General features: G+C 66.6%; 23 protein-coding genes and 3 pseudogenes. 10 read left to right on the top strand and 16 right to left on the bottom strand.

The features are described from left to right. Nucleotides 1-36: 36 nt before the first annotated feature. From EBN03_RS27960 to EBN03_RS27980, 5 genes are all read right to left on the bottom strand, one after another. Nucleotides 37-912 carry an alpha/beta fold hydrolase gene (locus EBN03_RS27960; RefSeq protein ID WP_122191140.1) on the bottom strand — a complete coding sequence of 292 codons (876 nt, stop codon included), beginning with the start codon at nucleotides 910-912 and terminating at the stop codon, nucleotides 37-39. Nucleotides 913-1002: 90 nt separating this feature from the next. Next, nucleotides 1003-1158, bottom strand: a complete 156-nt coding sequence (locus EBN03_RS27965) for a zinc-binding dehydrogenase (protein ID WP_122191141.1) — start codon at nucleotides 1156-1158, stop codon at nucleotides 1003-1005. Between the two features lie 33 nt (nucleotides 1159-1191). Next, complete coding sequence (locus tag EBN03_RS27970; protein WP_158675760.1) at nucleotides 1192-2013, bottom strand: zinc-binding dehydrogenase; 822 nt, start codon at nucleotides 2011-2013, stop codon at nucleotides 1192-1194. Continuing rightward, entirely contained in the window at nucleotides 2010-2462 is a 453-nt protein-coding gene (locus EBN03_RS27975) for a hypothetical protein (RefSeq protein WP_122191143.1), read from the bottom strand. Before EBN03_RS27975 ends, EBN03_RS27970 begins: the two co-directional genes overlap by 4 nt. A 62-nt stretch (nucleotides 2463-2524) precedes the next feature. Further along, nucleotides 2525-3169 carry a VOC family protein gene (locus EBN03_RS27980; RefSeq protein WP_122191144.1) on the bottom strand — a complete coding sequence of 215 codons (645 nt, stop codon included), beginning with the start codon at nucleotides 3167-3169 and terminating at the stop codon, nucleotides 2525-2527. Between the two features lie 379 nt (nucleotides 3170-3548). Here EBN03_RS27980 and EBN03_RS27985 point away from each other — a divergent pair, with 379 nt between their 5' ends. Then, nucleotides 3549-4055: a GNAT family N-acetyltransferase gene (locus EBN03_RS27985; protein WP_122191145.1), complete on the top strand. Its 507-nt coding sequence runs from the start codon at nucleotides 3549-3551 to the stop codon at nucleotides 4053-4055. Nucleotides 4056-4192: 137 nt separating this feature from the next. Here the strand turns inward: EBN03_RS27985 and EBN03_RS27990 are convergent, their stop codons facing one another. Further along, the gene (locus tag EBN03_RS27990) at nucleotides 4193-5431 is read right to left on the bottom strand and encodes a thiolase family protein (protein WP_122191188.1); all 1239 of its coding nucleotides are present in this window, start codon (nucleotides 5429-5431) and stop codon (nucleotides 4193-4195) included. 418 nt (nucleotides 5432-5849) lie between these two features. Between EBN03_RS27990 and EBN03_RS27995 the strand changes: the two genes are divergently transcribed. Both EBN03_RS27995 and EBN03_RS28005 read left to right on the top strand, forming a co-directional pair. Next, nucleotides 5850-6545: a cupin domain-containing protein gene (locus tag EBN03_RS27995; protein ID WP_122191146.1), complete on the top strand. Its 696-nt coding sequence runs from the start codon at nucleotides 5850-5852 to the stop codon at nucleotides 6543-6545. 671 nt (nucleotides 6546-7216) lie between these two features. After that, a complete protein-coding gene (locus tag EBN03_RS28005) occupies nucleotides 7217-7867 on the top strand; it encodes a hypothetical protein (RefSeq protein ID WP_147471728.1) in 651 nt (216 codons plus the stop codon). Nucleotides 7868-7962: 95 nt separating this feature from the next. Here the strand turns inward: EBN03_RS28005 and EBN03_RS28010 are convergent, their stop codons facing one another. Then, on the bottom strand, nucleotides 7963-8331 hold the full coding sequence (locus tag EBN03_RS28010) for an Imm8 family immunity protein (RefSeq protein WP_122191149.1): 369 nt from the start codon (nucleotides 8329-8331) through the stop codon (nucleotides 7963-7965). Next, the gene (locus EBN03_RS28015; protein ID WP_122191150.1) at nucleotides 8331-8912 is read right to left on the bottom strand and encodes a hypothetical protein; all 582 of its coding nucleotides are present in this window, start codon (nucleotides 8910-8912) and stop codon (nucleotides 8331-8333) included. Before EBN03_RS28015 ends, EBN03_RS28010 begins: the two co-directional genes overlap by 1 nt. 1080 nt (nucleotides 8913-9992) lie before the next feature. On the opposite strand from EBN03_RS28015, the gene EBN03_RS28020 reads away from it, so the two are divergent. Together EBN03_RS28020 and EBN03_RS33860 are read left to right on the top strand one after the other, a co-directional pair. Beyond that, nucleotides 9993-11240: an alpha/beta hydrolase gene (locus EBN03_RS28020; protein WP_147471729.1), complete on the top strand. Its 1248-nt coding sequence runs from the start codon at nucleotides 9993-9995 to the stop codon at nucleotides 11238-11240. A 40-nt stretch (nucleotides 11241-11280) separates the two neighbouring features. Next, nucleotides 11281-11781 carry a hypothetical protein gene (locus EBN03_RS33860; RefSeq protein ID WP_147471730.1) on the top strand — a complete coding sequence of 167 codons (501 nt, stop codon included), beginning with the start codon at nucleotides 11281-11283 and terminating at the stop codon, nucleotides 11779-11781. A gap of 324 nt (nucleotides 11782-12105) precedes the next feature. Here EBN03_RS33860 and EBN03_RS28025 read toward each other — a convergent pair whose 3' ends face one another. Both EBN03_RS28025 and EBN03_RS34350 read right to left on the bottom strand, forming a co-directional pair. Then, on the bottom strand, nucleotides 12106-12453 hold the full coding sequence (locus EBN03_RS28025; RefSeq protein ID WP_122191152.1) for a VOC family protein: 348 nt from the start codon (nucleotides 12451-12453) through the stop codon (nucleotides 12106-12108). A gap of 164 nt (nucleotides 12454-12617) precedes the next feature. Next, nucleotides 12618-12824 (bottom strand): hypothetical protein, encoded by a 207-nt coding sequence (locus EBN03_RS34350; RefSeq protein ID WP_122191153.1) that lies wholly within the window; start codon nucleotides 12822-12824, stop codon nucleotides 12618-12620. Nucleotides 12825-12838: 14 nt separating this feature from the next. Here EBN03_RS34350 and EBN03_RS28035 point away from each other — a divergent pair. The 4 genes and pseudogenes from EBN03_RS28035 to EBN03_RS28050 form a co-directional block, all read left to right on the top strand. Continuing rightward, nucleotides 12839-13126 (top strand): annotated as a pseudogene (locus EBN03_RS28035) (helical backbone metal receptor); the annotation flags it as partial. Between the two features lie 182 nt (nucleotides 13127-13308). Continuing rightward, nucleotides 13309-14511, top strand: a pseudogene (locus EBN03_RS28040) (MalY/PatB family protein); the annotation flags it as partial. Between the two features lie 550 nt (nucleotides 14512-15061). Then, complete coding sequence (locus EBN03_RS28045) at nucleotides 15062-16810, top strand: CocE/NonD family hydrolase (protein ID WP_122191189.1); 1749 nt, start codon at nucleotides 15062-15064, stop codon at nucleotides 16808-16810. Nucleotides 16811-16844: 34 nt separating this feature from the next. Continuing rightward, on the top strand, nucleotides 16845-17660 hold the full coding sequence (locus EBN03_RS28050) for a cyclase family protein (protein WP_199742993.1): 816 nt from the start codon (nucleotides 16845-16847) through the stop codon (nucleotides 17658-17660). 605 nt (nucleotides 17661-18265) lie between these two features. Here EBN03_RS28050 and EBN03_RS28055 read toward each other — a convergent pair. From EBN03_RS28055 to EBN03_RS28080, 6 genes and pseudogenes are all read right to left on the bottom strand, one after another. Then, complete coding sequence (locus EBN03_RS28055) at nucleotides 18266-18649, bottom strand: nuclear transport factor 2 family protein (protein ID WP_122191155.1); 384 nt, start codon at nucleotides 18647-18649, stop codon at nucleotides 18266-18268. Nucleotides 18650-18699: 50 nt separating this feature from the next. Further along, nucleotides 18700-19608 (bottom strand): RNA polymerase sigma factor SigJ, encoded by a 909-nt coding sequence (sigJ, locus tag EBN03_RS28060; RefSeq protein ID WP_122191156.1) that lies wholly within the window; start codon nucleotides 19606-19608, stop codon nucleotides 18700-18702. After that, nucleotides 19605-20801 (bottom strand): NAD(P)/FAD-dependent oxidoreductase, encoded by a 1197-nt coding sequence (locus EBN03_RS28065; protein WP_122191157.1) that lies wholly within the window; start codon nucleotides 20799-20801, stop codon nucleotides 19605-19607. The genes sigJ and EBN03_RS28065 overlap by 4 nt, the downstream gene beginning before the upstream one ends. A gap of 251 nt (nucleotides 20802-21052) precedes the next feature. Further along, nucleotides 21053-22045 (bottom strand): alpha/beta fold hydrolase, encoded by a 993-nt coding sequence (locus tag EBN03_RS28070; RefSeq protein WP_122191158.1) that lies wholly within the window; start codon nucleotides 22043-22045, stop codon nucleotides 21053-21055. Nucleotides 22046-22125: 80 nt separating this feature from the next. Beyond that, nucleotides 22126-22572, bottom strand: a complete 447-nt coding sequence (locus tag EBN03_RS28075) for a hypothetical protein (RefSeq protein WP_122191159.1) — start codon at nucleotides 22570-22572, stop codon at nucleotides 22126-22128. Beyond that, nucleotides 22569-23486, bottom strand: a pseudogene (locus EBN03_RS28080) (oxidoreductase). The gene EBN03_RS28075 and the pseudogene EBN03_RS28080 overlap by 4 nt, the downstream one beginning before the upstream one ends. 89 nt (nucleotides 23487-23575) lie before the next feature. Here EBN03_RS28080 and EBN03_RS28085 point away from each other — a divergent pair. Then, on the top strand, nucleotides 23576-24151 hold the full coding sequence (locus EBN03_RS28085) for a TetR/AcrR family transcriptional regulator (RefSeq protein ID WP_199742994.1): 576 nt from the start codon (nucleotides 23576-23578) through the stop codon (nucleotides 24149-24151). Nucleotides 24152-24299 lie beyond the last annotated feature (148 nt).

Raw genomic sequence — 24299 nt, forward strand, 5'->3', positions numbered from 1 at the left:
ACTAGCCACCGCCCTCGTGTCGTACCGCACGCGCCGCTACGCGGTTCGGCCGCCGAGGAATTCGTCTACCAGCGTGGCGAACTGGCTGGGGTACTGGAAGAGGAACCCGTGGGCCGCGTCGCTGAAGATCCGCAGCCGGGCGTTGGGCAGATGGTCGACGAGGAGTTGCGAATTCACCGTGGGGATCATCAGATCGTTGTCTCCGGCGGCCACCAACGTCGGCGCGGTGATACCCGCCAGGCGGGCCAGCCTGCTCGGGTCCGGGATTCCCCACTCGACGATCGCGTCGTATTGCGCTCGCGCGACCTCGGGGCCGGTGGGCCGGTCGGCGTTCTCGGTTCGGCTGAAGATGCGCTGCACGTATTCGATGCCGAGTGCGCGGCTGCTCTCGGTGACGCCGAAGAAGATGTGCAGCAGATCCTCGAGTCCGTTGTCCGCCTGGATCGCGGTGCGCTCGATATCGAAAGTCCAGCCGTGCATTTGGCGGCCGCCGCGCGGCCCGGTGCCGGCCAGCACGAGCCGGCGCACGACCCGTGGCCGCAGCAGCGCGATCTCCTGGGCGACCATGCCGCCGAGCGAGAACCCGAGCAGGTCGACCTCGTCGAGGTCGAGCGCGTCCAGGAACGCGATCGCGTCGCGCGCCATCTGTGTCACCGACACCGGGACCGTTCCGGTGGACAGACCGACGCCGGTGTTGTCGAGCAGCACCACCTCGCGGTGCTGGGCGAGACTGTCGACCAGGATCGGGTCCCAGTTGTCGAGGTTGCCCCGAAAGTGCTGCAGGAAAACCAAAGGCGGCGCTCCGGCGGTGTTACCGAAGCGACGGTAGGCGTAGGTGACGCCGTTGGCGGCGTCGACAGTGTGGATCCGGGCGGTCAGCTGGGACTGCTCGGCGATCTCGGTCGTGGTCATGTGCTTCTCGCTCTGTTTCGTAGTGTTGTGTCGGCGATCTCCGTGGGGGCGCCCGTGGTGCGTGCGGTCGGGCACGCGCCACGGGCGCGGTCAGGGTCGGGTGACGGGGACGATGAGGACCTTGCCGTTGCGCTCGGTCTGCTGGGCGTGCCGGATTGCCTTGGCGAAGTCCTCGAGCGGGTAGGTCGCGGTGATCTCGGCGCCGATCACTCCTTCGGACACCAGGCCGGCGAGTTCGGTGTACATCCGCTGAACCTTCTCGCTCGGTGCGTTGTGCAGCTAGCCGACGATGTAGACCGACCGCAGCGCTATGCCCCGGTAGATCAAGTCCGCGAGCGGGATCGCGGGTGTCTGTCCCGTCGCCGACGCGAATGCCACCACCGTGCCGCCGTCTGCCACCGCCGGCACCAGCCGGGCCACCTGGGCCGGGTCACCGGTGCCCTCGAACAAAACCCGAAGACGTTCTCCCGCAAGCGCATCCGCAATCCGGGCAGACAGATCCTCGCCGTCGACCAGCACGATGTCGGCGCCCAGATCCTTCACCTCGTCGACGACTGCCTCACGCCGGACGACGGCCAGTACCGCGAGCCCCGCCCGTTTCGCCAGCGGGACGAGGTAGTGGGCGACAGCCGAATTGGCCAGATCCAGACCGATCCAGTCGCCGGGCTCCAGGTCGACGTACTCGTGCAGCAGCACGTGGGCGGTGGCCGGGTTGACCGCGAGCATCGCCAGTTGCAGGGGGTCCGCGTCCTCGGGGACCGGAACAACGTTGGCTGCGGGAACCACCGTTCTGGTCGCCCAGGTGCCGAACCGGAAGGTAGGGATCATGATCACGCGCCGCCCGAGTAGGGCCGCGTCCACGCCCGACCCCACCGCGACGACCCGGCCCACGCCCTCGGCACCCATCGCCGCGGGCACTTCGGGATAGACCCCGAACCAGCCCATGGCGAAGAGCGTGTCGGCGCCGTTGACCGGTGCCGCTTCGACCTCGACCACGACCTCACCGGCGCCTGCCGTGAGGTTCGCCTCGGATACCAGGGCGATGTTGTTCTCGAGGTCCGTGCCCACCGCGGTCACGATCACCTTGTCCACCGCGGTCACGACCGCACCTCCTTGCGAGCCTCGATCGCGGACACCGAGTTGCGGAACGCGTTGGTCAGCACGCTCTTTCCGACCGTGCCGAGCACGGCGCCGAGGAACCAGCCGCGCAGGTTCTTGCCCTCCCGCACCACCACGTAGTCGACATCGGTGGTGCCGTCGGCGCGCCGGGTCAGGTCGTAGGTGTGGCCCGAAGCGTGGCCCCACGCGTTGGACGCCGTGGTGGTGAGTACCACGTGCTGCGGGTTGCTCCAGTCGTAGCGGAGGCGCTCCCAGACGCCGCCGGACCCCTCGGTGACGTCCGCCTGACCGTCGCCCAGGGAATGGACCTTCAGGTACTCGCCGTCGCTGTTGCCGAACAGCTTCGACCGGTCCGGACCGAAGTCGGTGAGGGCTGCCACGAATTCCTCGGGTGTCACACGCGTGTTCGCGTGCATTCGGATGGTTGTCATCGTCTTTCTCCTTGCTTGTGCTGCATCGGTTTTCGGCTGGTTGTTGCTGTGCCGGCGATGGCCTACTCGGGGAGTTCTTCGCCGTGTTGTTCGGCGACCATGTAGGCCGCATACCACTGCGGCCAGGCCCGGTCGTATTCACCGCCGTTGCGGGCCTCGTGCGCGCCGTGCGCGAGAGCAGCGCGTTCGAGCGCGGCGACGAGGTCGCTCGTCGTGGCGTACGACGTCTCGGCGGCCTCGACGCGGCCGGGGAACCGGATGGTGACTTCCTGGAGCAGGAACGCATTGCCATCCGGGTCGGTGAAGGTCGCGAACGACCCGTAACTCGCCCGCTCGTCCGCCGCTCCCGCTACGCGCCCGTCACCCGACATGGGCTGGAACTGCGATCCAGGAGCGCCGGGGTGGAAGACTTCGCTGATCTCCGCGCCCTGCGCCGCGAGTGCGTCGCGCGCCTGTTGCACGTCGGAGACCACCAGGTACAGGCCCTCGGCGGTGCCCGGCTGGGCATTGGTGATGTTCGTGCCGAACTGGATGGACGCCGGCGATCCCGGGGGCGTGAACTGCACGACCCGGAAGCCGTTGTCGAACTCGAAGTCGGCGTCGAGGCGCCAGCCCAGACCGTCGTAGAACTTCTTCGAGCGGTCCACGTCGGCGACCGGGATGACGACCGCTTCGAGCTTCAGCGCGGGAACCCGTGTGGTGTTCATAGCCCTGCACTCCTTGTTGTTCAGATGCCAGCGGTGGTGCTTGCATCTGTCAGAGTGCGCTCGGGCCGGGCTCGTCGAACCAGTGTTGATCCCTGGTCGGCACCCGGGGACCGGTGCCCGCGAGCCGACCGGAGCCGATCGCCGGTGCAATCACGTCTGCGGCGCCGTCACCTGGGGCCAGAAGGTGCCTATCCTGACTTCCAGCCGATCGACGAAAAGCGTGCCGCGAAGGCCTTGACCGCGCGACAGTGAGCCTCCCGCCGCCGATTCAGCCAGCCTGGACTGCCGCTACCCGCACCGAGGAGAAGCGAATGACCAACGACCGGACGCTCACGACGTCGACGTCGGCCGCGACCAAAGCGGAAGTCGCGCCGTAGATATGAACGACAACGATCCCACCCCCGCCACCGCACGTCCGACCATCCGGCCCCTCACCGCAGCGGATCGCGCCGCACTACGCCGACTGCCGGATCGGGTCTCACCCACCAGCGCCGTCCTGCGCTTCCACGGCGCGGTCAAAATGCTCACCGAGCCGACACTCGACCGTCTACTCGACCTGGAGCCCGGACAACGCGAAGCCGTCGTCGCCGTCGACGCCCGAGGTATCGCCGGCGTCGCCCGGTTCGCTCGAGACGCCGTCGACAGCGATACCGCCGAAATCGCGATACTGATCGCCGACGAATGGCAGCACCACGGCGTCGGAGGTCAACTTCTGCACCGGCTCGTCGAACAAGCACGGCACGCGGGCATCACCCTGTTTCGCGCCGACCTGCTCGCGGAAAACACCGCGGCCCGCCACCTGCTGTCCAACGTCGCCCCCATTGTTGACGAGAGGGTCACAGCCGGCCATTCCGTTCTCCGGCTCGATCTACGCGCGGCCGATTAGACCCACACTCGACGCGGCACGCGTGGGTCCGTATCGATGAGCATGGACCCGATCATGTCTCCCCCCGCGCGCGGTCGGCGTTCTCGTGACCGCGCGGGGGAGACATGCGACGCACCGCGTACCTTCGGTGAAATTCTTCAAGCGGCGGACGGGTTTTCGAGAACGATCGCGACTCCTTGACCGGATCCGATGCACACTCCGATCGCGCCGTACCGCGCGTTGCGTTCCCGCAGTTCGGTGGCAAGGGTCAGGACGTAGCGGGCACCGGTCGCGCCGAACGGATGACCGATCGCCACCGCGCCGCCGTTCGGAGTCAGCTTCTCGTCGGGGATGACGAAACCGCCCAGCTGGTTGGGCAGCTCACGTAGCACACCCAGCGCTTGGGCGCTGAATGCCTCGTGCACTTCCCACACGTCGATCTGGTCGGCTGTCAGGCCCGCACGTCGGATCGCCAGTGGCAGCGCCCACGCCGGAGCCAGACCCATATAGAGGGGATCGATCCCATACACCGCGGACGACACCACCCGCGCCAACGGTTCGACGCCGAGTTCGCGTGCTCGTTCACCCGAGGCCAGCACCAGGGCGCTGGCGCCGTCGGTCAGTGGCGTCGAGTTCCCTGCGGTCATCTGCGTCGTGCCGGGCTGCGGGGGCAGTGCCGCGAGCCCTTCGGCGGTGGTGTCGTCGCGGATGAATTCGTCGTGCTCGAACAGGCGGCCGGGGGTCTTCTTGGTCGCGGCGATCTCGATCGGCATGATCTCCTTGGCCAGCCGCCCGGAATCCCTGGCCGCCTTGGCATTTCGTTGCGTCCTGAGCGCGAACGCGTCGATTTCCGCTCTGGTCAGCCCGTAGCGGTCGGCGACGTTCTGTGCGGTCTCGATCATTCCGATGTAAGCATTGCGCGCCAGCAGCGCCGGATTGGCGGGACCACCCGCACCCGCCCACATGGTGTCGAGCAGGATGACCGGGCCGCGGGGGCCGAACGCGGCGTCGCCCTTCATGTACGCCCATCCCGACCGCGACATCGACTCGACGCCGCAGGCGATTCCGACGCCCAGATCCCCGGCTGCGATCGCGTGCGCGACATTGATCGTCGCACTCAGCGACGACCCGCAGAACCGGTTGATCGTCGCTCCGGCCACCGTGTCGGGGAATCCCGCTGCCAGTGCCGCCCACCGTGCGACATCACCCATACCTTCGTGGGCCGGGTTGACGCAGCCCGCGACAATGTCCTCGATCTGATCGAGCCCCACGCCGACTCGTTCGCACGCACCCTTCATGGTCATCCCCAGCAGGTCGTCGGCGCGAATGTGCGACAGCGAACCACCGTACCGCGCGAAGGGGGTCCGGACGCCACCGAGCACGAACGCTTCCGCCATCATGATCTCCTTCGTCAGTGACCTCAGGGTCTCAACGAGCAAGCCGCCGTTGTACTTCCGATCTTGCCTCGACCTCGAGGAAATTCGCCACACCGACGCAGAACGGCAGCGCCGAGAACGAGGTCGGCCTTCCTCGCCACACCGTCGCGCATTGTCTGAAGCTTCGGAACGAACACAGTCGTGGTTGGCGACGACGAACGGACGCTCGAAAGACGTTGTCACGCAGCTCATGCGATGCCTTTTCGTCGGAGGGGTGCCACGCCGTTCGAGCCCGGACCGTGCCGCCGTACCGGCAGGCAGGCGACGAATGCGGCGCGCGAGTCGTTCGCTCCGCGCCCGCGCCGCGACGTTAAGCTTTCCGGATCGAAGACGAGTTCGGAGGCATCGCCAATTCCCTTCTGCGCCAGAACGGAGCGACATGTCCGACGATCTACCCGAGGACCAGCCCACGGTGAATCGCCGGTCCGCACTGGGCGCTGGTGCGGCGGCGCTGGGTGGCGCGGCGCTCGGAGCCGGGCTGACCGCCGCCGCGGCCTGCGCGGACACCACACCGAGCACGCTGCCCAGTGCGAGCGAGGTCGATGCGAACCTGAACAGATCGACCCATCTGTTCCACCTCACGGCCGCCTCCCCCGACCGCTTCGACGGCGGCACGCTCCAGGGCGCGCACGAACAGAACTTCCCGGTGCTCGCGGGCCAGAACGGCGCAGCCTATTTCGTCCGGCTGGAACCTGGCGGCATCCGCGAACCGCACTGGCATCCCACCGCCTGGGAGCTGAACTACCACATCTCCGGCACCGCGAAATGGACACTGCTGGGCACACATCCGGACGGCAGCTACCGCACCGATGTATTCGAAGCCCACGCCGGCGATCTGGTCTTCGCCCCGCAGGGCTTCTTCCACTACTTCGAGAACGCCCGCACCGATGCACCCCTCGAGCTGCTGATCGTCTTCAACACCAGCGCACCGGAAACCAGCGACGACATCGGCCTGCTCGCCGCCATGAACTCGATGCCCCGCGACGTCACCGCCTCCGTGCTCGGCGTCCCGGTCTCGGCCCTGGCCGCGATCCCCACCGAGATCAAACCGGTCGTCATCACCACACGCCACTGAGGGGCCGCTCACGGCCGGAGGGCCACCCGTCCGGGAACGGCCGGCCACTGCGCGGTGCGCACGCCCAACGAGGGCGGAGTTTCGAAACGATGTGTGCGGCTCCGCCCAGTCAGCTGCGCTATTTCCCCAGTTCGATCCGTGTGGTTAGGGGATGTGTCCCCCTCCGGACACATCTCGAGATCCATCGCGGTGCGCTCGACCTGAGATTTCGGTCGAGCACCGTGGTGAGTGTTTTCGGTCGAGCACCGCGGTGAGTGTTTTCGTGCGATTCATCGAGAGATTGAACGGATCGATCACCTCAACAACGCCCGGCAGCAGGGTTTTTGGGCCTACCAGCGACAGCGGGTTCGTAACGCGCTACTACTCGAGGGTAGGCGTCCGAGGTCCAGACCGTCGTCGCTCATGCTGCAGGTTGCCCTTCTGGTGGCCGGAGGGCTGTTCCTCAGCTTTGTCGAGTCGACCAACGACGTGCTCGAGGCGGTGCGCGAGGGCGGCATCTCGGCCTTCGGATGGTTCGGACCGGTTTTCATCACAACAACATTGGTCACCTTCGCCGCGGTCCTCTGGCTGGCACTGCGTCTCCTGGTGACACTGGCCCGGTGGACCGTGCGCCACAACCACTCCGTGCCCAGGTACACCTTGCTGACGGCCATCGTCACCACCGTGTACTGGTGGCTTCTGTTTCTGGTGCCCTTGCCCACAGCCTGGACCGATTCGCCCGCATTCGATCTGACCGGGTTCTTCGCCTGCTTTCCGATCGTCGCGATCGCCATGTGGGGATGGAACCGGACCGAACTGAAGCTGCTGAGCAGGTACCGCCACCGACAGATCGCGCGCTGGCGACGACGGACACTGATGGCCAGACAAAGATCGACCCCACCCCGGCTTCTGTCGTGGCAACTCTGGCTGGCCTGGCGATCCTGGTCGCGTCGTCGGTGCTGTCACTTCAGAAGCCGGAGGGCTACCGGGAACCGCCCGAGTCAAAGCTGGAGTGGCACAACGACCTGGTCCAGGTGTCGGGAGCGCATGCCTTCATCTACGGGAGAGACGGTGCCCCTTCCGACATTGCCGACGGAATGGACGTCATCCCCACACCGGTCACTCTGGTGTACGTCCTGGCGTTTGCCCCCGACAACCTCCACGATGGCGGAAACCAAGTCGTGCACTTCCTCACGACCACCGACCGCATCGTGGCAGGACCCACGCCGTTCCACCAGCAGTTCGCCGAGCTCATCGCGGATGCGAACGTCTCTGGATACATGATCTGCCCACGACCCAACAGGCTCGCCGATTGTTCTCCGTGGCAACAGGTGGGCGGCTGAACGGTCTCAGATCCTTCCTCGCGGCGCCCTGCCCGCTGCTCTGGCACGCCGCCTATCACCGAGAACCCGAAAAGTCCGGGGTGCTCGGCCAACGTCTACTCGACCTCGCCCGGGTGGGGGCGGTAGTCCTGGAATTCCCACTTGCCGATGCGGCTTATTTCCGTAGCCAATTCTTCCCAGGTGGGACGTTCGAGATCTCGCAGGAAGTTTTCGATGTATCGGCGAATCAGTGCAAGATCGATTCGGTCGAGGACCAGTGTGTATTCATCCGGTTCGGGCCCGCGCGCGTCGCCGGCCCGCGCGTGCCGTTCGGGAGTGCAGACAACGATGTCGAAAGACTCCTCCCCCGGTGCGTCCTGCGGGCCGATCATCAACTGCACCAGCAGCGTATCGACGGAAAGCACGTCTGCGCTGTCGGTGAGATCGGCGTCCGGGCTATGGATTCCCTTGAGTTCGGCTTTCATCACCGCTCCTGGATCACTAGGTGGGCATTGCTTTCCCAGTGCCTGCCGGATTCGGACCGCCACTCGTAGTTGGCTTCCACTCCGCGGCCGGACGGCTTCTGCTGAGGCGGACGATATTGCCGCAACCCATCCTTGCTGACCAGGCGGTAGGTGTCTCCATACGGCAGCCGGCGCGCATCGACACCGACCCAGGCCAGGCCGGCAGCATCCGCTTCGGCTCGGCCACCTTCGCCGATACCGAAGTTTCCCCTCCGTGCGCCAGCGCTGTGCACGATCTTCGCTACGTTCTGGCGATCAGGAAAAATGGGACGCTGCCCTTCCGGCAACTGAGGAGTCAACGCCTCTGCGCGGGTACCCCGATCCGGTTCGATTGCGTCCTTTCGGGCAGCCGAGTTCTCGGCCCGCATCGCATCCCGAATCTGCCCGGCCCCCACCGCGTCACTGTCCAGCAGCTCCTGCGGCACTCGTAACCCGCTATCGATCAGGTGGCCCGCCTGGGCGTGGACCTCCTGAACGTACTTCCGCAGGTATGTGGACAAACGATCGGCTAACGCGACGAACTGGTCTGCAACGCCCGACACCGGCGGCCTCCGGGGGTTCGTGCCGCGCGACGGGTTGTGGAGTTGTCGCCTGCAGCCGCGGTATCCATGCGGACGGGCCGCGACGCCGAGAGGCCGAGGTCGCAGCGCGTCGTGGTGACCCGCTCGGTGGGGATCCGGCGACGGGTCATCGAGTCGGGTGATTGCTGAAGTCGGTGATTTGTGATGAGCTCGGGTGCCATCTTTCCTGATCGTGTCGCGCCGGTCATGCCCGGCCGGCGGCGTGGCGAACCGGGTTGAAGGCCGGATGAGCGCAGCCACACTGGTGCAGGTCCCGACCGCGAACAGCGGAGCGGCGGCAGAAACTGTCGGTGGCGGCGGACGTTCTTGCGTCGGTGCATCGGCACACTCCGGTGCGCTGGTCGTGGACACCGTGCACCGCACTCGATCGCCCTGTCCGGCGACCTCGCCCCGTGGGCCCGAACCTGCGCATCCGGCACGACTCGACGCCACTGGCCACCGCCAGCCCGCTGCGTCGGGACCAAGCCCGAAATCATCCACTTCTTTGGACGACTCCCCGCTCGACCATTTCCGCAAGTAGAGGCGTGTATTTAGCGGATTTGTCCCCCTCCGGGCACATCTCGACACCCACTGCAGTGTGCTTGATTTGCGATAATGCGAGCACAGCGGTGGGTGTTTTCGTCGGCGATGCGATGTCTGCTGGTCAGGCCCGTGGGGGGTTCGAGTCGGGTCCAGCCGGGAGCATCCTGTGAGCCATCAGGTTTCGGGTCAGGTCCGGCGGGGACGCGGTACCCTCGTCCGAGTCGTATAGCCACTCTAGGTGCTGCCCGGCCGCGGCATGTACAGCTGCCGGAACGGTGATATACCCATCGAATGGGTGATCATCTGCGAGACTCTCGGGCTCATCGCCGGGAGCGCCGCCGGATGTGCCGTCCGGGTCGGTGTCCGGTGTGGTGATCGGGAGGCGCCGTCTGACAAACTTGTCGACGTGATAGGTCAGCCAATTGATCGCGACCCAGCTTGTGAGCGGGCGGCGACATCGGCCGGACGGTGCGCGGCACCGGCGCATGCAGCGGATTTCGCGATCATCAAGAGGTGCAGATGAGCGCACTCGACCCGGAAGAGAATGCGCTCAATTTTCTTTCGCTCCCCATGCATCGAGGCATTCTCCAGGCGAATGTAATCGCGCGTCGGCTGGAGTCGATAATTCGCGAGGCGGGTGAAGGCGTCGCCGAAAAACTGTATCGCGGTATATCCGAATCGGTGCGGCGTGGAGAGTATGAATTCTTGACTTCCGACAGGGAGGTTTCCCGCATAATTGGCGAGGCTGAACGGTCAGCCGAGAGTTCGCTGTCCAGGAACCCGGGTATCGGGATTCCTGAGGACCCGGCGGAACTCCGAGAATTCTGGTCGGGCCTGTCCAAAAAAGACAAAGGAGATCTGTTCCGCGCGGATCCCTTCATTGGCAACCGGAACGGTATTCCGCGGCTGGAGCGCGATATATACAATCGTAGCACTTTGCAAACATTGTGGGACCGAGCGCAGGCTTCGGGCGATTTTTCGCAGGCTCGAACATACGACGAGATGACGAAACTTCTCTATACGAGCGAGCGCGGGCATCCGTCATTCTACCTATCGTATCTCGACCGTGAAGGCCGATTTGCAATCGACCTCGACGACCTGGATTCCGCGGATCATGCGGTGGTGTTGCTCAAACCTGCGGCACGATTCCCGATCGATTATGCCGAAGACACGATGCGGCAACTACGCCAAACGGCATTGCGGATCGATCCCAAGGCTAGAACCGGGGTGACGTTCTTCGGCGCCTACGACAATCCGCACTCGATGGTGCAGTCCATGTTTCCCCGGTACGCTGAGGATGGGGCCGCCATGGCGCGCGATTTCCATAAAGGACTGGAGATTACGCACGAAGGACCGCCCGCGCACACTACTACCATAGGGCACTCGTACGGAGGTGTCCTCGCCGGTCATGCTGCGGGTCACGGGGCTACTCTGAACACCGATGATATGGTCTTTATCGGCAGTTGGGGTACGGGAGTGCGCAACGTCGGCGAGTTGAGCCTGTCGGGCGTCGCGCCTGAGAACATCGGCGAACATGTGTTCGCCACCATGGCGCCGAGCGATTCTGTGCAATTGATGCCCAAAACGCATGGGCCGTCTCCGGTTGATCCGAGCTTCGGTGCTACCGTTTTCGGATCCAGTTCAACCCCGGGAGAGTATCGTTGGAATCCTCAGGACCACTCTTCGGAACACTATCTCGACTCCGGCAATCCGGCTTCTCGGAACATCGGATTGATTATTACCGGAAACGGGGCTCTGGTGAAATGATCTCCCAGGCGGAACAGGTGACGTGGACGAGGGTGATTGTATGCGTACAGAATTGACTCAAACAGCGGCCCGAAAGCGGTTGCATCGATATTTCGTGGGAACGCTGCGCGCGCTCCCAGCGAATCTGACCTTGGCACTCGTACATCCCGAAATCCCGCAAGCCCGGTTTCACAACGGCGTCACGCTACCCTGCGACGACTCCGACGAGGATGTTCGTGCGGAATTCTTCGATATCGCGTACTGGATTATAGGCACAACTCCGGACAATGTCGACGGGATCTTCGAGAGCGTCATACGATTCTGGATCGAACTGGGGTGGCCGATCCAAACCGATCACGGCCCCCGGCCACGAGCGGCATATGCGCGCACCTCTGACAACTTCTCACTTTCCCTTCAGCAGAGTATCGACGGCTACGTAAGCCTGGCGGGATCGACCCCGCCATTCTCGCCTGGTCCGGCCGAAGAGAGTCCCCTTCCAGAGCGTATAGAACATCCCCTCGCGGCCACGCAACCCGTGGACGACCGAATTGCCCCCGAGTAATGCACTGGATACGATGCGGTTATCGTTGCCCGCAGGTTCTGGCGCGACATCGGTCCGAGCCGTTGCCCGAGGTGCTGCGAGCACACGAGTTGGGGTCAGGCGGTTTGGACCGGGGGCATGCTGGACGTGGTGAGCGCTTCGTCAGCCGCCGACTGTTGCCAGCGGTCCGATGATCAAATACGACGACAGATCCGATGACCATCTTCTATGGTCTTGACCAGGTCGTGTCCACATCTTGTGTCCACACCCGGCGGTCCTGGATCTCCACCTTGGCGTACTCCCCGGAAACCGTTGGTCGAACGGCACCGGCGCCTCGATCGGCAGTTATCGGTGCCCCAGGATGTTGACCACGTGGCCAGTCGGGTCGCGGACAAAGAAGCGCCGTACCCCCCAATCCTCGTCCCGCAGCGGGTGGATGATCTCCGCTCCGCTGTCGCGGATCGCGTTGTAGGCCGCGTCGATATCGTCGACCTCGATGCTCAGATCGGGTGCGATCGGCGCGGTCTTGTCCTCGACCATGAAGCTGATCTGCGCTTCGGGTGCCGACCGTGCGGCCAGCGTCGTGATCCAACCGTGGTTCATCACCTCCTCGAAGCCGAGCAGGCCGTAGAACGCACGGCTCTCCTCCACCGCCTTCGACCTCAGGTTCGGAACCACACGGCGAACATCCATCGACAGCTCCTATCGCAGGCTAGGGCACGACTCGCACGCGATTGTCTCAAACCACGCGCGAGTGCCTGTGCGGCCGTGCGCCGAGAAGCCTTGCCCGGTGGCCGGATCCGAGAGCAGCGTTACGGGCCGCGACGCCGGTACAATCCGCCGACTCCAAACCCGGCTCAAAGCCGTACTTGCCCAGCACCTCTGAAGAAATCCCGGAAACACTCGCCGCCTACTGCCAGAAATCGGCCACGCACGAACGCGACGACCCAGCACCCGATGCCGAGGACGGCCGGCACGATCGGCAGCACCTCCGTGATCAGGTTCGACATCCGCGCTTTCGAGGTCACCGTGTCGGCCAGCTTCGCCGCCGAATCCGGCGCCATTTTCCGCCGGCCGGTCCACCTTCACCGGCGATATCGCCCGCCGGCTCGGACTGCGGCTGGTCCACGCCGACCGGCCGCAACGGTACCCGACGGTGTCACCGGACGAACTCACCACCGGAGTGGAACTCGCTGTGCTGCCGGACGAACCGTACCCGTTCACCGAGAACGACGGCCCCGAGATGTTCCCCGCCATTCCCGCCGCCATGGTCTCCGGGCGCAGCCTCACCTGGTACGGCCCGTCCCTGATCGATGCCCGCCAGATCCTGACCCAGCAGCTGGCCGCCGCGGTCCCGCGCAGGTAACCCGGGTCGAGGCGCGCCCGATTCAGGCAGCGCTACCGTCGCTGCCCCTGCCGTATACGTTGATTGTCGACGGAAGCGATGTCGCGGAATTCGACGAATGGCCGGCGACGTGGGTCAGGCCACCCCGGAACCCGTGATCGGTACGAGCCGGCGCTGCGCCGGCAGGGAGGAGCTGTCGACCCATGGGGTACCCGGCGAACCCACTCGAGGAGCTCACGCTGGCCCAGCTGCGGACGAGAACCAGCCTGAAGTGGAGCACCTATCCCGCCGACGTCCTTCCGCTCTGGGTGGCCGAGATGGACGTCCGCCTCGCGCCACCCGTCGCCGAGGCGCTGAAGATCGCCATCGACGCCGGAGACACCGGTTATCCCGCCGGCACGGGGTATGCCGAGGCGCTCGGTGACTTCGCGTCCCGGCGATGGGACTGGCACGGTCTGGACATCGACCGAACCGCGATCGTTCCGGACGTCATGATGGGCGCGGTCGAAGCACTGCGGCTGGTGACGAAACCCGGCGACATCGTGGTGGTCAACTCCCCGGTGTACACACCGTTCTACGCCTTCATCTCCCACGACGGCCGCAGAGTTCTGGAGGCTCCGCTGGGCGAGGACCTGCGCATCAGCCCGGAGACCCTCGAATCGGCGTTCCGGCAGGCACGCGCCGCGGGCGGCCATCCCGCCTACCTACTGTGCAGCCCCCACAACCCGACCGGGACCGTGCACACTGCGGATGAGCTCCGGGCGGTCGCGGAATTGGCGCGGCGATACGGCATCCGGGTCGTCGCCGACGAGATCCATGCCCCGCTGGTCCTGCCCGGGGCCCGGTTCACGCCGTACCTCAGCGTGCCCGGCAGCGAGGACGCGTTCGCCCTCATGTCCGCTTCCAAGGGCTGGAACCTTGCCGGCCTCAAGGCGGCCCTGCTCATCGCCGGAACCGGAGCCGAGGCCGAACTCCGCCGCCTCCCTGAAGAGGTCGGTCACGGGCCGTCCCACCTCGGCATCATCGCTCACACCGCCGCCTTCCGGCACGGTGGAGCATGGCTCGACGCCCTCCTCGCCGGCCTCGACACCAACCGCCGCCTGCTCGGCGACCTGCTCACCGAACACCTGCCCGCTGTCCGCTACACACCACCTGAAGGCACCTATCTGGCCTGGCTGGACTGCCGCGCATTGGGTATCGACGAGGGCGCCGATGCCGACGGGCTCCGCGTGGTCACCGACGTGTCCGGCCCGGCCCGCATGTTCCTCGAGAACGCCAGGGTCGCGCTCAGTTCGGGCCATGTCTTCGGCACCGGAGGCGAAGGGCACGTCCGGATGAACTTCGCCACCTCTTCCGCTGTGCTGACCGAGGCGATCTCACGCATGTGCCGCGCAGTGACGAGCTCGAACCAGAGAGGCATCGGCGACGGAATTCACCAGCGCGCCAACAGTTTCGACCCAGCGATCACGCCGGTCGGCCGCCGAGAGTCCTGAAGCAGGGTGTGCGCTCGGCTCTTGACTACGCCACCCCCATCACTCACTTCGAAACAGAACCTGGACCGAGCTTCGGCGCCGGAGAGTTCGCAATCCGAACGGCGTCGGCGCTACGGCTCGATGAGCGCCGGCGGCTTCCAGGTGTCCGGTCTCTCCGGACACTGGTCGAGATGGTGGGAGAGTCGGCGGCGGACCCTCCCACCGTCGTTCAGGTCAGGCTGTCAACTGATCAATGGGCTGATCTGCACGCTGCTAGGGTCAGTTGGTGAGCCGAAACGCGGGAGCAGGCGATCGGATCGGCAGAGTCGGACAATTCTGCGCAGTGGCCGCCGCGCTCGCGTTGCTCAGTTCGGCATGCGGGACCAGCCCATCAGGCCCGGCCGCGCAACGCACCGACGCCTGGCCACCGGCCGGCGACCGCGGGCCGTGCGCTGTGGCCGAGCAGCAGAATGTGCCCGCCACCATGCGCGACGGAGTGGTGCTGAAGGCTGATGTGTATCGGCCGCAGACCTCGGACCAGGTGCCGGTCATTGTGATGCGCACCCAGTACGGCAAGGCTGGGGCGCAGGTGGACCCGCACCGCTACCGGTCGCCGGATTGGTTTGCCTCGCACTGTTATCTCGTGGTCGTCCAAGACATTCGCGGACAAGGGGAATCCGGCGGCACCTTCACCGAGTTCGCCAACGACAACAACGACGGCTACGACAGTGTGGAATGGGCAGCCGCATTGCCCGGATCCAACGGCAAAGTGGGCATGTACGGCTCCTCGTATGTAGGTGCCACGCAATGGTTGGCCGCCACCGCCACCCCGCCGCATCTGGCCACCATCGTGCCCGCCAACACGGCGTCGGACTACTACGACGGGTGGACCTATCAGGGCGGCGAGTTCCGGTTGGCCTTCGTGGAGCCCTGGGCCATGGCCACCATCGGCGCCACCGCCGCGCTCAACCGCGGTGACACGGCGACGGCCGAGCAGCTTGCCGGTGACGCCGCGCAATACACCCGATGGCTGAATTTCCGGCCATACCAACAGTTTCCGCCGCTGCATCCGGGTGATCCGAACGTGGCACCGTGGTTCTACGACTGGCTGCGCCATCCCACCCGCGACGCCTACTGGAAGCAGTGGAGCATTCGCGACCGGTACCCCCAGGTCAAGGTGCCGGTACTGGATTTCGAGGGGTGGTACGACGCCTTCTTGTCCGGCGGCGTGGAGAACTTCACCGGGATGGTCGCGCATGGCGGTACGGCCGCGGCGCGCGCCAACCAGCGGCTGGTCATCGGCCCGTGGGACCACCTGGGGTGGGGCCGCCCGGGCAGCCCGATATCCGCGCCCCGGCTCGGCGAGGCCGCCGGGGCGGCAGGCGACAGCCCGATCAACGAGTTGATGCTGGCCTGGTACGACCACTTCCTCAAAGGAAAAGACAACCACGTCAGCGCCGGGCAGCCGACGGTCGACTACTTCGTACGAGGCGCGAACGTCTGGAAGACGGCATCAGCCTGGCCGGTGCCTGGGACACGTTTCACGACCTACTATCTGTCCGGGCCCGGCGGGATCGGACCGACCGGTCGTACCGGCGGGCTGAGCACGGCCGAGCCGACCACCCCACAGGCGCCCGACACCTACTATTACGACCCGCTGGACCCGGTGCCCAGTGCAGGCGGGCACTCCTGCTGCGGTGCGAACACCGGACCGCAGGGGCCCTACGATCAGGGCCCGGTGGAACAACGCAGTGACGTGTTGACCTACACCACCGACCCGATACAGGCCGATACCGAACTCACCGGGCCGATACAGCTGAAGCTGTGGGCCGAATCCACCGCCACCGCCACCGACTTCACCGCGAAGCTGGTTGTGGTGACGCCGGACGGGGGGACGGAGAACTTGAACAACGGCATCCTCGACACCGCGTTCCGCGATTCGCTGGATCACCCCACGCCGATCGTGCCCGGGCAGCCGTATCAGTATTCGATCGACATCTGGCCGACCAGCTACCTGGTGAAGGCCGGGGATCGGCTGCGCGTCGAGGTTTCCAGCAGCGACTACCCCCAGTTCGCGCCGAACCCGAATACCGGTGATCCGTTCGGGACCAGCACCGCTACGCAGGGGGCCACGCAAACGATCCTGCACGACGCCACACACCCCTCGAGCGTGCTGCTGCCGATCGTGCCCGGCTGGCATGGTGGCGATACCAAGTTCCCGATGACGCGGTAGGCCGCTCAGCTCGGATCGTCGACGAGGGGTCTCGGTGTATTCGCCGTTGCCTGACACGGCATTAGCCTTCGACGGCATCGACCAGGACCGTGACGCGACGGACGGAACATCCGACACTGACCGGCGAACTTCATTACAGCGTTACACACCGATGGAGTCGGCCGGTATGGTCCCTGGTATGAGCAGGGCGGTTGTGGAGCTGTCCCATCCGATCTCGGACGGCATGCTCACCTGCGCGGGCCTGCCCGGGCCCCGAGTTACCAGAGAGCTTTCGCGTGAGCAGCCGTCGCTGATCGACATGACCTACGACATCGCGCGTGTGGATATGGTCGGCAATACCGGGACGTATATCGACGCGCCTTTTCATTTCCACGCCGATGGCGCCGACATCGCCGAGTTGCCGCTGGAACGGCTGCTGAACGTGGCGATCGTGGTGATCCGCGCGATGGGGACCCGCGCGGTGGGGCCGGATGTGCTGGGCGATCCCGCGCGGTTGTGGGGCAAGGCGGTGCTCGTGCACACCGGATGGTCGGCCCGATGGGGTTCGCCGGCGTACCGGAGCCCTGACCATCCATACCTGGTCCGCGAGGTCGCGGATGCACTGGTCGCCGCCAATGTAGCTCTGGTCGGAATCGATTCGCTCGACATCGACGACACGTCGCTGCCGACGCGGCCGTGCCATCACGCGCTGCTGGGTGCGGGAATTCCGATCATCGAGCAGATGACGAACCTGGACGCGGTTCCCGACATCGGTGCCAGGCTGGTCGCGCTGCCGGCGCCAGTGCGCGGGATGGGCTCGTTCCCGTTGCGCGCCGTCGCCTGGACCGATCACGGCGGCGCCGGTAGCTGACCAGGCCTCGATTCGTATCGCACGGCAGCGACAGGTTCGGTGTCGACCTGAAAACCGCTCCCCCGTAGGTTATTCGAGCGCATCCCACCGGATTTCCCGGCCGCTCGGCGATGGCGTGCAGATCACGGCCCAGGGATTCCCTTCCGGGACAATGTCTCTCACCGGCGGACAGCGGCTACTCGACGGGGCTACCGAATTGTGTGCGGTGCTCGGATATCTGCCCTCGGCAATCGAGCAGGCCGGGTCCTACCTGGCACAGAACCCTGCAACAACGCCGCGTGGTTGCTTGGGTTTGCAGTCAGGCATTCGCAGCTGCGAAGCAGTGGCCTGCCCTGCCGCACCCGGCCTGGGCGATCATTTCCGCAGGTCGATCCGCGTGTTTAGCGGATGTGCCCCCTCCGGACACCAGTGCTGACCGCACATGGAATGGCGGCCACAGCGGCCGCCATCCCTGTGTGCGAGTAGCGGATCTGCGGATCAAACGCATCGCGCCGAGCACCGGTAGTGGACGGCGGTCGGAGCTCGGCGCCTACCGTCCGGCCCCGGTTCGCTGGGCGCGGGTGCGGGGAGTGACCCCGCTGCACCACTGCGAGCGTGGGTTCGCTTCAGAACATGCCGTGTGGGGTCAGTGCGGGTTCCGGGACTGACTGGACGACGTCCCAGTGTTCGGTGATGCGGCCCGAATCGACGCGCCAGATGTCGGCGACCGCGTCGCCGCGAGTGCCGTCGGCGGGATCGAGGTGGTAATGCACGACGACATGGTGTTCGTCGGCGATCACCCGGGCGATGTGCAGCCGGGACCGAGCCACGGGGGCGCCGATGATGTGGGCGATGAACGCATCGCGACCCGAGGGGTTGCCGGGGCTGTGCTCGACGAAATCGTCGGCCAGCACCTCGGCGAGGACCGCGTGGTCACCGGCGGCGAACCTGGTCATAGCTTCCGTGACGATCCGGCGGTTCTCGGCGGCGGTGTCGGTGATGTCGGTCATGTGCTCGACAGATCCCTTCGTGATGGAGGTTCGAGGGTGTTGGGTGGGTGTCACGCGTCGGTGCGAGTGACGGTTCGGGGGACCGCGAGTGCGGCCAGTTTGTCCGGGTTACGGATGACGTAGAGGCTGGTGATGCGGTCGCCCGCGCTCTCGAACAGGCATGCCGCCTCCTGCACCTCGCCGCGGTAGATCGCGAGGGCGGGCGTGTGGTTGTAGGTGACCGCCTCGACCCGCACGCCGGGCGTGTTCAGAACCGCCCGCGAGAACCCGATCAGCAGGCCGGCGACCTTCTCCGCGCCCGTGGCACCCAGGCTCCAGGCGGCGACCTTTCCACCACTGTCGGTGGTGAAGGTCGCTTCAGGCGCCAACAGCGCCAGCAGTCCGTCCAGGTCGCCGGAGGTCGCGGCGGCCATGAACCGTTCGGTGAGCAACGCGGTGCGGGCCGGGTCGACCGGGCCGAAACGGCTGCGTCGCGCTTGGACGTGCGCGCGGGCCCGATAGGCCATCTGGCGCACCGCGTTCGAGGACTTGCCGACTGCCGCGGCGATTTCGTCGTACTCGAAGCCGAAGACCTCGCGCAGCACGAAAACCGCCCGCTCGTCCGGGCCGAGCGTTTCGAGCAACACCAGCATCCCCATCGATACCGACTCGGCCAGCAGCACATCGGTGGAGGCGTCCTGATCGGTGATCAGCAGCGGCTCGGGTAGCCAGGGGCCGGTGTAGTCCTCGCGGCGGCGAGCGCCGGCGCGCAGGGCGTCGAGTGCCTGGCGGGTCACCAGCTGCGCCAGATACGACTTGGTGTCGCGCACCGTCGCCAGATCCACCCGCGACCACCGCAGATAACTGTCCTGCAGGACGTCGTCGGATTCGGTGGCGGAGCCCAGGATTTCGTAGGCGATCGTGAACAGCAACGGTCGCAGCAGGGTGAACCGCTCGGTGTGGGCGTCGGTGAGGGTCACGGGCGCGCGATCCGATCCGACTCCCCCGCGATCGCCGCGGGGCGATGACCGGGACCCTTGGTGGTGTAGGCCGAGCCGGGCTTGCGAGCCTCGTTGCGGATTCCCATGACCGCCCCCTTGCTGGCCAGTTCTTTGATCGGCACACCCCAGCGGCCGCGCAGGTACATGTTCTTGTTGGTGTCGTCGCGCCGGGTGAACTGCACGGTGGCGGCCTTGCGGCCGAGACTGACACCGGCGCCGACGAATCCGATGTTCTGGTTGACCGGCGCGACACCCGCTACGAGAGCCAGCACCGTGTCGGCGGCGTGCAGCCCCAGCGGCGCGGCCGCCTGGCAGCTCATGCGCAGCGCCCGGCCCGAGGGCGCGGCCGAGTCCCCGGCCGCGACGATCCGGTCGTCGTCGACGCTGACCAGGGCCTCGTCGGTGAGCAGCCGGCCGGCCTCGTCGGTCCGCAGGCCACTGGCCGCGGCCAACTCCGGGACGCCGAAGCCGCAGGTCCAGATCGTGACCGCGCTCGGCAGGACGGTCCCGTCGGTGAGCACCACCGAATCCGGCCCGACCTCGGCCACCCGCTCCTGCTCCAGGACCTCGACGGCATGCTTGCCGAACCATCGGGCCACCGATCGACGGGCCGGCGCCGAAAACGTCGGCGCCAGCTGTGCACCGCAGACCAGGGTGACCTTGCGACCCTGGTCGGCAAGCTCGGCGGCCGTTTCGATGCCGGTGGACCCGCCACCGACGACGGTGACCGAGGCGTCGGCCGGCGCCCGGTCGATCGCCGCCCGCAGCCGCTGTGCGTGCTCCCACTCCCCGATCGGATAGGCGAATTCGGCCGAGCCGGGCACCGCGGCGGGAATGGCCGCCGTGCTGCCGACGGCGTAGATCAGATAGTCGTAGCCGAGGGTGCGTCCCGAGGCCAGATGCACCTTGCGGGCGTCGGCGTCGATGCGGGTCGCCCGGTCCACCAGTAGGGTGACGCGGTCGCCGAGCAGGGTGCCGTAGTCGAGGGTCGCGTTCCGGGTGCCCGCCACGTACTGGTGCAGCCGAATCCGTTCGACGAACTGCGGGCGCGGGTTCACCAGGGTCACCTTCACCCCCGGCCTGGCCAGGAGGCGGTTGGCCGCGCCGGTCCCGGCGTAGCCGCCGCCGATCACGACGACGTTCACGGTGGCGATGTCTGTGTATGTAGTCATGCCCCTGAGACTGCGCGCACCCCCTTCGGCATAACGCGGCGTGACGGGCGTCACTGCGCACCGGATAGCGAAGGCGTCGCCGATCAGCGGTATGACGCAGAGTGCGGCACCGGAGTCCTGTGTCCGGATCGTCTTCGTGCGCACTGTGTCCGGCAGATCGTCCTTCGATCGCGAGCCTGGCCGCACCTGGACCACCGACCTGTTCCGAAGGCCCGCCGGGCGCACCCGGCGGGCTGTTCACTCGGTGCCGCCTATGGTGTGTCGAGGAATTCGGTGAGCGCTGCGGCGACCGCGGCCGGATCGTCCTCGTGCACAATGTGTCCGGCGCCCGCGACGATACACAGCCGCGCGGCCGGCATCCGAGCCCGCAGCGGCGCACCCTGCGCGGGATCGACGACGTGGTCGTGATCGCCCCAGATCAGGAGAGTGTCCGCCCGAACCGCGCCCGCTTCGGCCTGCACGGCGGCCAGATCCAGGTTGCGGGGCTGCTTCCACATCGCCAGCCGATTCTCCGGCCGGCTCAGCGGATCCCAATATCGCTGCGCGAGTGTGTCGGTCAGCAGCTCGGGGTGGGCGTAGGCGTCGCGCAGACCGGCCCGGTAGATGTCCTCGGTCAGCACCGAGGTGGCGAGTTCACCGGCGACCGGCAGCCGCATCAACTGCATGTTCGTGTTCAGCGTGGTGTCGAGAACCAGCGGCGCCAGCAGCGCCAGCCGATCCACCCGATCGGGATACCGCGCGGCGAAATCCACCGCGACGGAACCGTTCAGGGAATGCGCGAGCACCGATGTGCGGGTGAGCCCGACGGCGTCGAGGAACTGGCGCAGCGCCTCGGTCATGGCCGGCACGTCGTAACGGAAATCAGGGTCGTGGAGGGTGGTGTATCCGGAGCCCGGCAGATCCACCGCGTAGACGGTGTGCCTGGCGGCGAGCGCGGGGATGAGATCGCGATAGGTGTAGGACCACAGCGACCCGCCGGGTAGCAACACGATGGGCGGGCCCTCCCCGGCCCTGCGGTAGTGGAACCGTGCCACGCCGGTGTCGGCGAACTGCCATCCGTCCACCGGCGACGCGTCGGCCGCCGGCGACGCGTCCGCCGCCGCGACCGGCCCCGGTCGCGGCGACGCGTCCGCCGCCGCGACCGGGGCCGCCTGGGCCGGGGTGAGTACGGCTGCCGTCAGCAGCGCGGGTGCCATGAGAAGCAGCTGCCATCTGCGGCGCTGCGGTGTCCTGTCGATCGACATGTTCGGTCTGCCTTTCAGCTCGGTCGCAGACTGGACGCCGCCCGCGCCGTGTCCGTAACGCCGACCGGCTGTGGTTGTCGTCACGCGGCCGGATACTGCTGTGGGCTACCGGCATTCGCGCCCCCGGCCGCTAGGTTCAGCCGAGGCGCGCGCTGTACTCGGCTCGGGAACGCCGGAGGCTGTGCTCGCAGCGCCGAACCGAAAGCCGCGATCAGGCCGCCGTGCACGGCTGCGCCCTGCCAAGCGTCGTTGCCGATGGTGCCCTCGGCGATGGCGGTGACGTCGACAACCCCCAGCACCGCGTTCAGGACGAGGTTGGCGAGCAGAATGCCGCGGCCGGGGGTGGCCGACCAGTTCGTGATCGCCAGGGCGACGAGGGTGGCGCCGACAGTACGAGTGGTGAAGATGTCGAATGCGGCAGGATCAGACTTCAAACCGGAGACGGCCGAGCGTGGCGCCAGCAGAGCCAAGGCGCCGGCGGCGCCCAGGTAGAGGGCCGAACCTCGCAGCAGCAGGCGGGTTTTCATCGGACCGGACCCAGGACGGCGTAGTCGACGCCGGTGAGCCGCTCGGACTCGGCCCACAGGGCGTGCCGGATCTCCGCGTCGGTGCCAGGGGGCGCGATGCGGATCGGGTATCCACGAGCACGCAGTGGTGGCCGGCCGTCGGGCGCGTAATAGTCGCCGCCGCGGGCCTCCGGATCGGTGGCAGCGCGCAACACCACCCGAGCGCCCGCGCTCGCGTCGGGTTGACCGAGCAGCTTGGTGATCGCCAGTGTCGCCAGCCGAGTCGCACCACGGACGTGGCGGACCAAGTCGGTCGGTGTGACGCCGGGTTCCAGTGCGACCGCGATCGTTTCCGCGCCGGCCCCGGCCAGTCGTTGGTTCAGTTCCAGGGCGTACAGCAGGTTGGCGAGCTTGGACTGCGCGTAGGCCGGGATCGGCCGATACCTTCGTTGCCGGAAATGCAGGTCCGCAGGATCGATCACGCCTTGCCGATTGGCCTAACTGCTGACCACGACGACACGCGAGCCGGGCACGTCTACCATCCGTTCCAGTAGCAGGCCGATGAACGCGAAGTGACCGAGATGGTTTGTGCCGAACTGTAATTCGAAGCCGTCGGCGGTGACTGCGGCCGGCGTCATCATCACCCCGGCGTTGGCGACGAGCAGGTCCACCCGCGAGAACTGGTCCTTGATCCGCTGCGCTGCGCTGTGGATCGAGTCCAGAGAAGCGAGATCGATTCGGCAGGTGACCACCGATTCCCCGATCGCAGCTGCCGCCCGCTCGGCTTTGCTGTCGTCACGGCAGGCGAGCACCACGGTGGCCCCGCATTCGGCGAGGACCTTCGCCGTCTCCCATCCGATCCCGGTGTTCGCGCCCGTGATCACCGCCGTCCGGCCGCGCTGGTCTCCGACATTCGCTGTGGTCCACCGAGTCATCGCACCCTCCTGAGGCATAATCGGGATAGCCATCCCGGTTACGACTATCCGGGACGGCCATCCCGTTTGTCAATGGATCGAGAGGCGCCGTGACCGAACCTGCTGATCGCCCGCTGCGGGCCGACGCACAGCGCAACCGCGCGCGCGTCCTGCGTACCGCAGCGGAAGTCTTTGCCGCTGAGGGACTTGCGGTACCGGTGCACGAAATCGCTCGCCGTGCCGGTGTGGGCACAGGCACGGTGAGCCGTCACTTCCCCACCAAGGAATCCCTCTACGCGGCGGTCCTGCTCGACCGGATGCGGGACCTCAGCACCTACGCCGAGAACCTGGCCACCGACAACGATCCCGGCACAGCCTTCTTCACGCTCTTCACGCGCTTGGTCCAGGAGGGTGCCACCCATCGCGGCCTGGCAGAAGCTCTCGCGGGCTCCGGATTCGACGTCGAAGGTGCCGCCACCGCCGCGGACTGCAACGTTTCGGACCGCCTCCGTCGCCTGCTGTCCGATGCCCAACGATTCGGAGCAGTCCGTTCCGCAATCACCTTCGCGGACCTCAAGGCCCTGATGGCCGGCTGCCTGGCCTACGACGGCCCGGACCCGGACCGGGTCATCGACGTGGTCTGCACCGGACTGCGAACCGCCGCCCCGGCGAAACCAGAACCGTGACCGACGTGGAGCCGACCTGGATTAGTTCTCGCCGATCCGGTGCGTACGCGGGGACCGGTCGCGGGCACACCCGCATTGCCGGATCCACTCCGGCTTCGATCGCGCCACGGTGGCGCTCGATCGTGGTGTCGGCCTCCGCGATCCGCTT

It is taken from the genome of Nocardia stercoris (assembly GCF_003696265.1).
Lineage (GTDB): Bacteria > Actinomycetota > Actinomycetes > Mycobacteriales > Mycobacteriaceae > Nocardia > Nocardia stercoris.

Bases quoted from the DNA above. Each gene is read 5' to 3' on its own strand.
- EBN03_RS27960 (WP_122191140.1), bottom strand. From the start codon at position 912: ATGACCACGACCGAGATCGCCGAGCAGTCCCAGCTGACCGCCCGGATC.
- EBN03_RS27965 (WP_122191141.1), bottom strand. From the start codon at position 1,158: ATGTACACCGAACTCGCCGGCCTGGTGTCCGAAGGAGTGATCGGCGCC.
- EBN03_RS27975 (WP_122191143.1), bottom strand. From the start codon at position 2,462: ATGACAACCATCCGAATGCACGCGAACACGCGTGTGACACCCGAGGAA.
- EBN03_RS27980 (WP_122191144.1), bottom strand. From the start codon at position 3,169: ATGAACACCACACGGGTTCCCGCGCTGAAGCTCGAAGCGGTCGTCATC.
- EBN03_RS27985 (WP_122191145.1), top strand. From the start codon at position 3,549: ATGAACGACAACGATCCCACCCCCGCCACCGCACGTCCGACCATCCGG.
- EBN03_RS27990 (WP_122191188.1), bottom strand. From the start codon at position 5,431: ATGGCGGAAGCGTTCGTGCTCGGTGGCGTCCGGACCCCCTTCGCGCGG.
- EBN03_RS27995 (WP_122191146.1), top strand. From the start codon at position 5,850: ATGTCCGACGATCTACCCGAGGACCAGCCCACGGTGAATCGCCGGTCC.
- EBN03_RS28010 (WP_122191149.1), bottom strand. From the start codon at position 8,331: ATGAAAGCCGAACTCAAGGGAATCCATAGCCCGGACGCCGATCTCACC.
- EBN03_RS28020 (WP_147471729.1), top strand. From the start codon at position 9,993: ATGAGCGCACTCGACCCGGAAGAGAATGCGCTCAATTTTCTTTCGCTC.
- EBN03_RS33860 (WP_147471730.1), top strand. From the start codon at position 11,281: ATGCGTACAGAATTGACTCAAACAGCGGCCCGAAAGCGGTTGCATCGA.
- EBN03_RS28025 (WP_122191152.1), bottom strand. From the start codon at position 12,453: ATGGATGTTCGCCGTGTGGTTCCGAACCTGAGGTCGAAGGCGGTGGAG.
- EBN03_RS34350 (WP_122191153.1), bottom strand. From the start codon at position 12,824: ATGGCGCCGGATTCGGCGGCGAAGCTGGCCGACACGGTGACCTCGAAA.
- EBN03_RS28045 (WP_122191189.1), top strand. From the start codon at position 15,062: ATGCGCGACGGAGTGGTGCTGAAGGCTGATGTGTATCGGCCGCAGACC.
- EBN03_RS28055 (WP_122191155.1), bottom strand. From the start codon at position 18,649: ATGACCGACATCACCGACACCGCCGCCGAGAACCGCCGGATCGTCACG.
- EBN03_RS28065 (WP_122191157.1), bottom strand. From the start codon at position 20,801: ATGACTACATACACAGACATCGCCACCGTGAACGTCGTCGTGATCGGC.
- EBN03_RS28070 (WP_122191158.1), bottom strand. From the start codon at position 22,045: ATGTCGATCGACAGGACACCGCAGCGCCGCAGATGGCAGCTGCTTCTC.
- EBN03_RS28075 (WP_122191159.1), bottom strand. From the start codon at position 22,572: ATGAAAACCCGCCTGCTGCTGCGAGGTTCGGCCCTCTACCTGGGCGCC.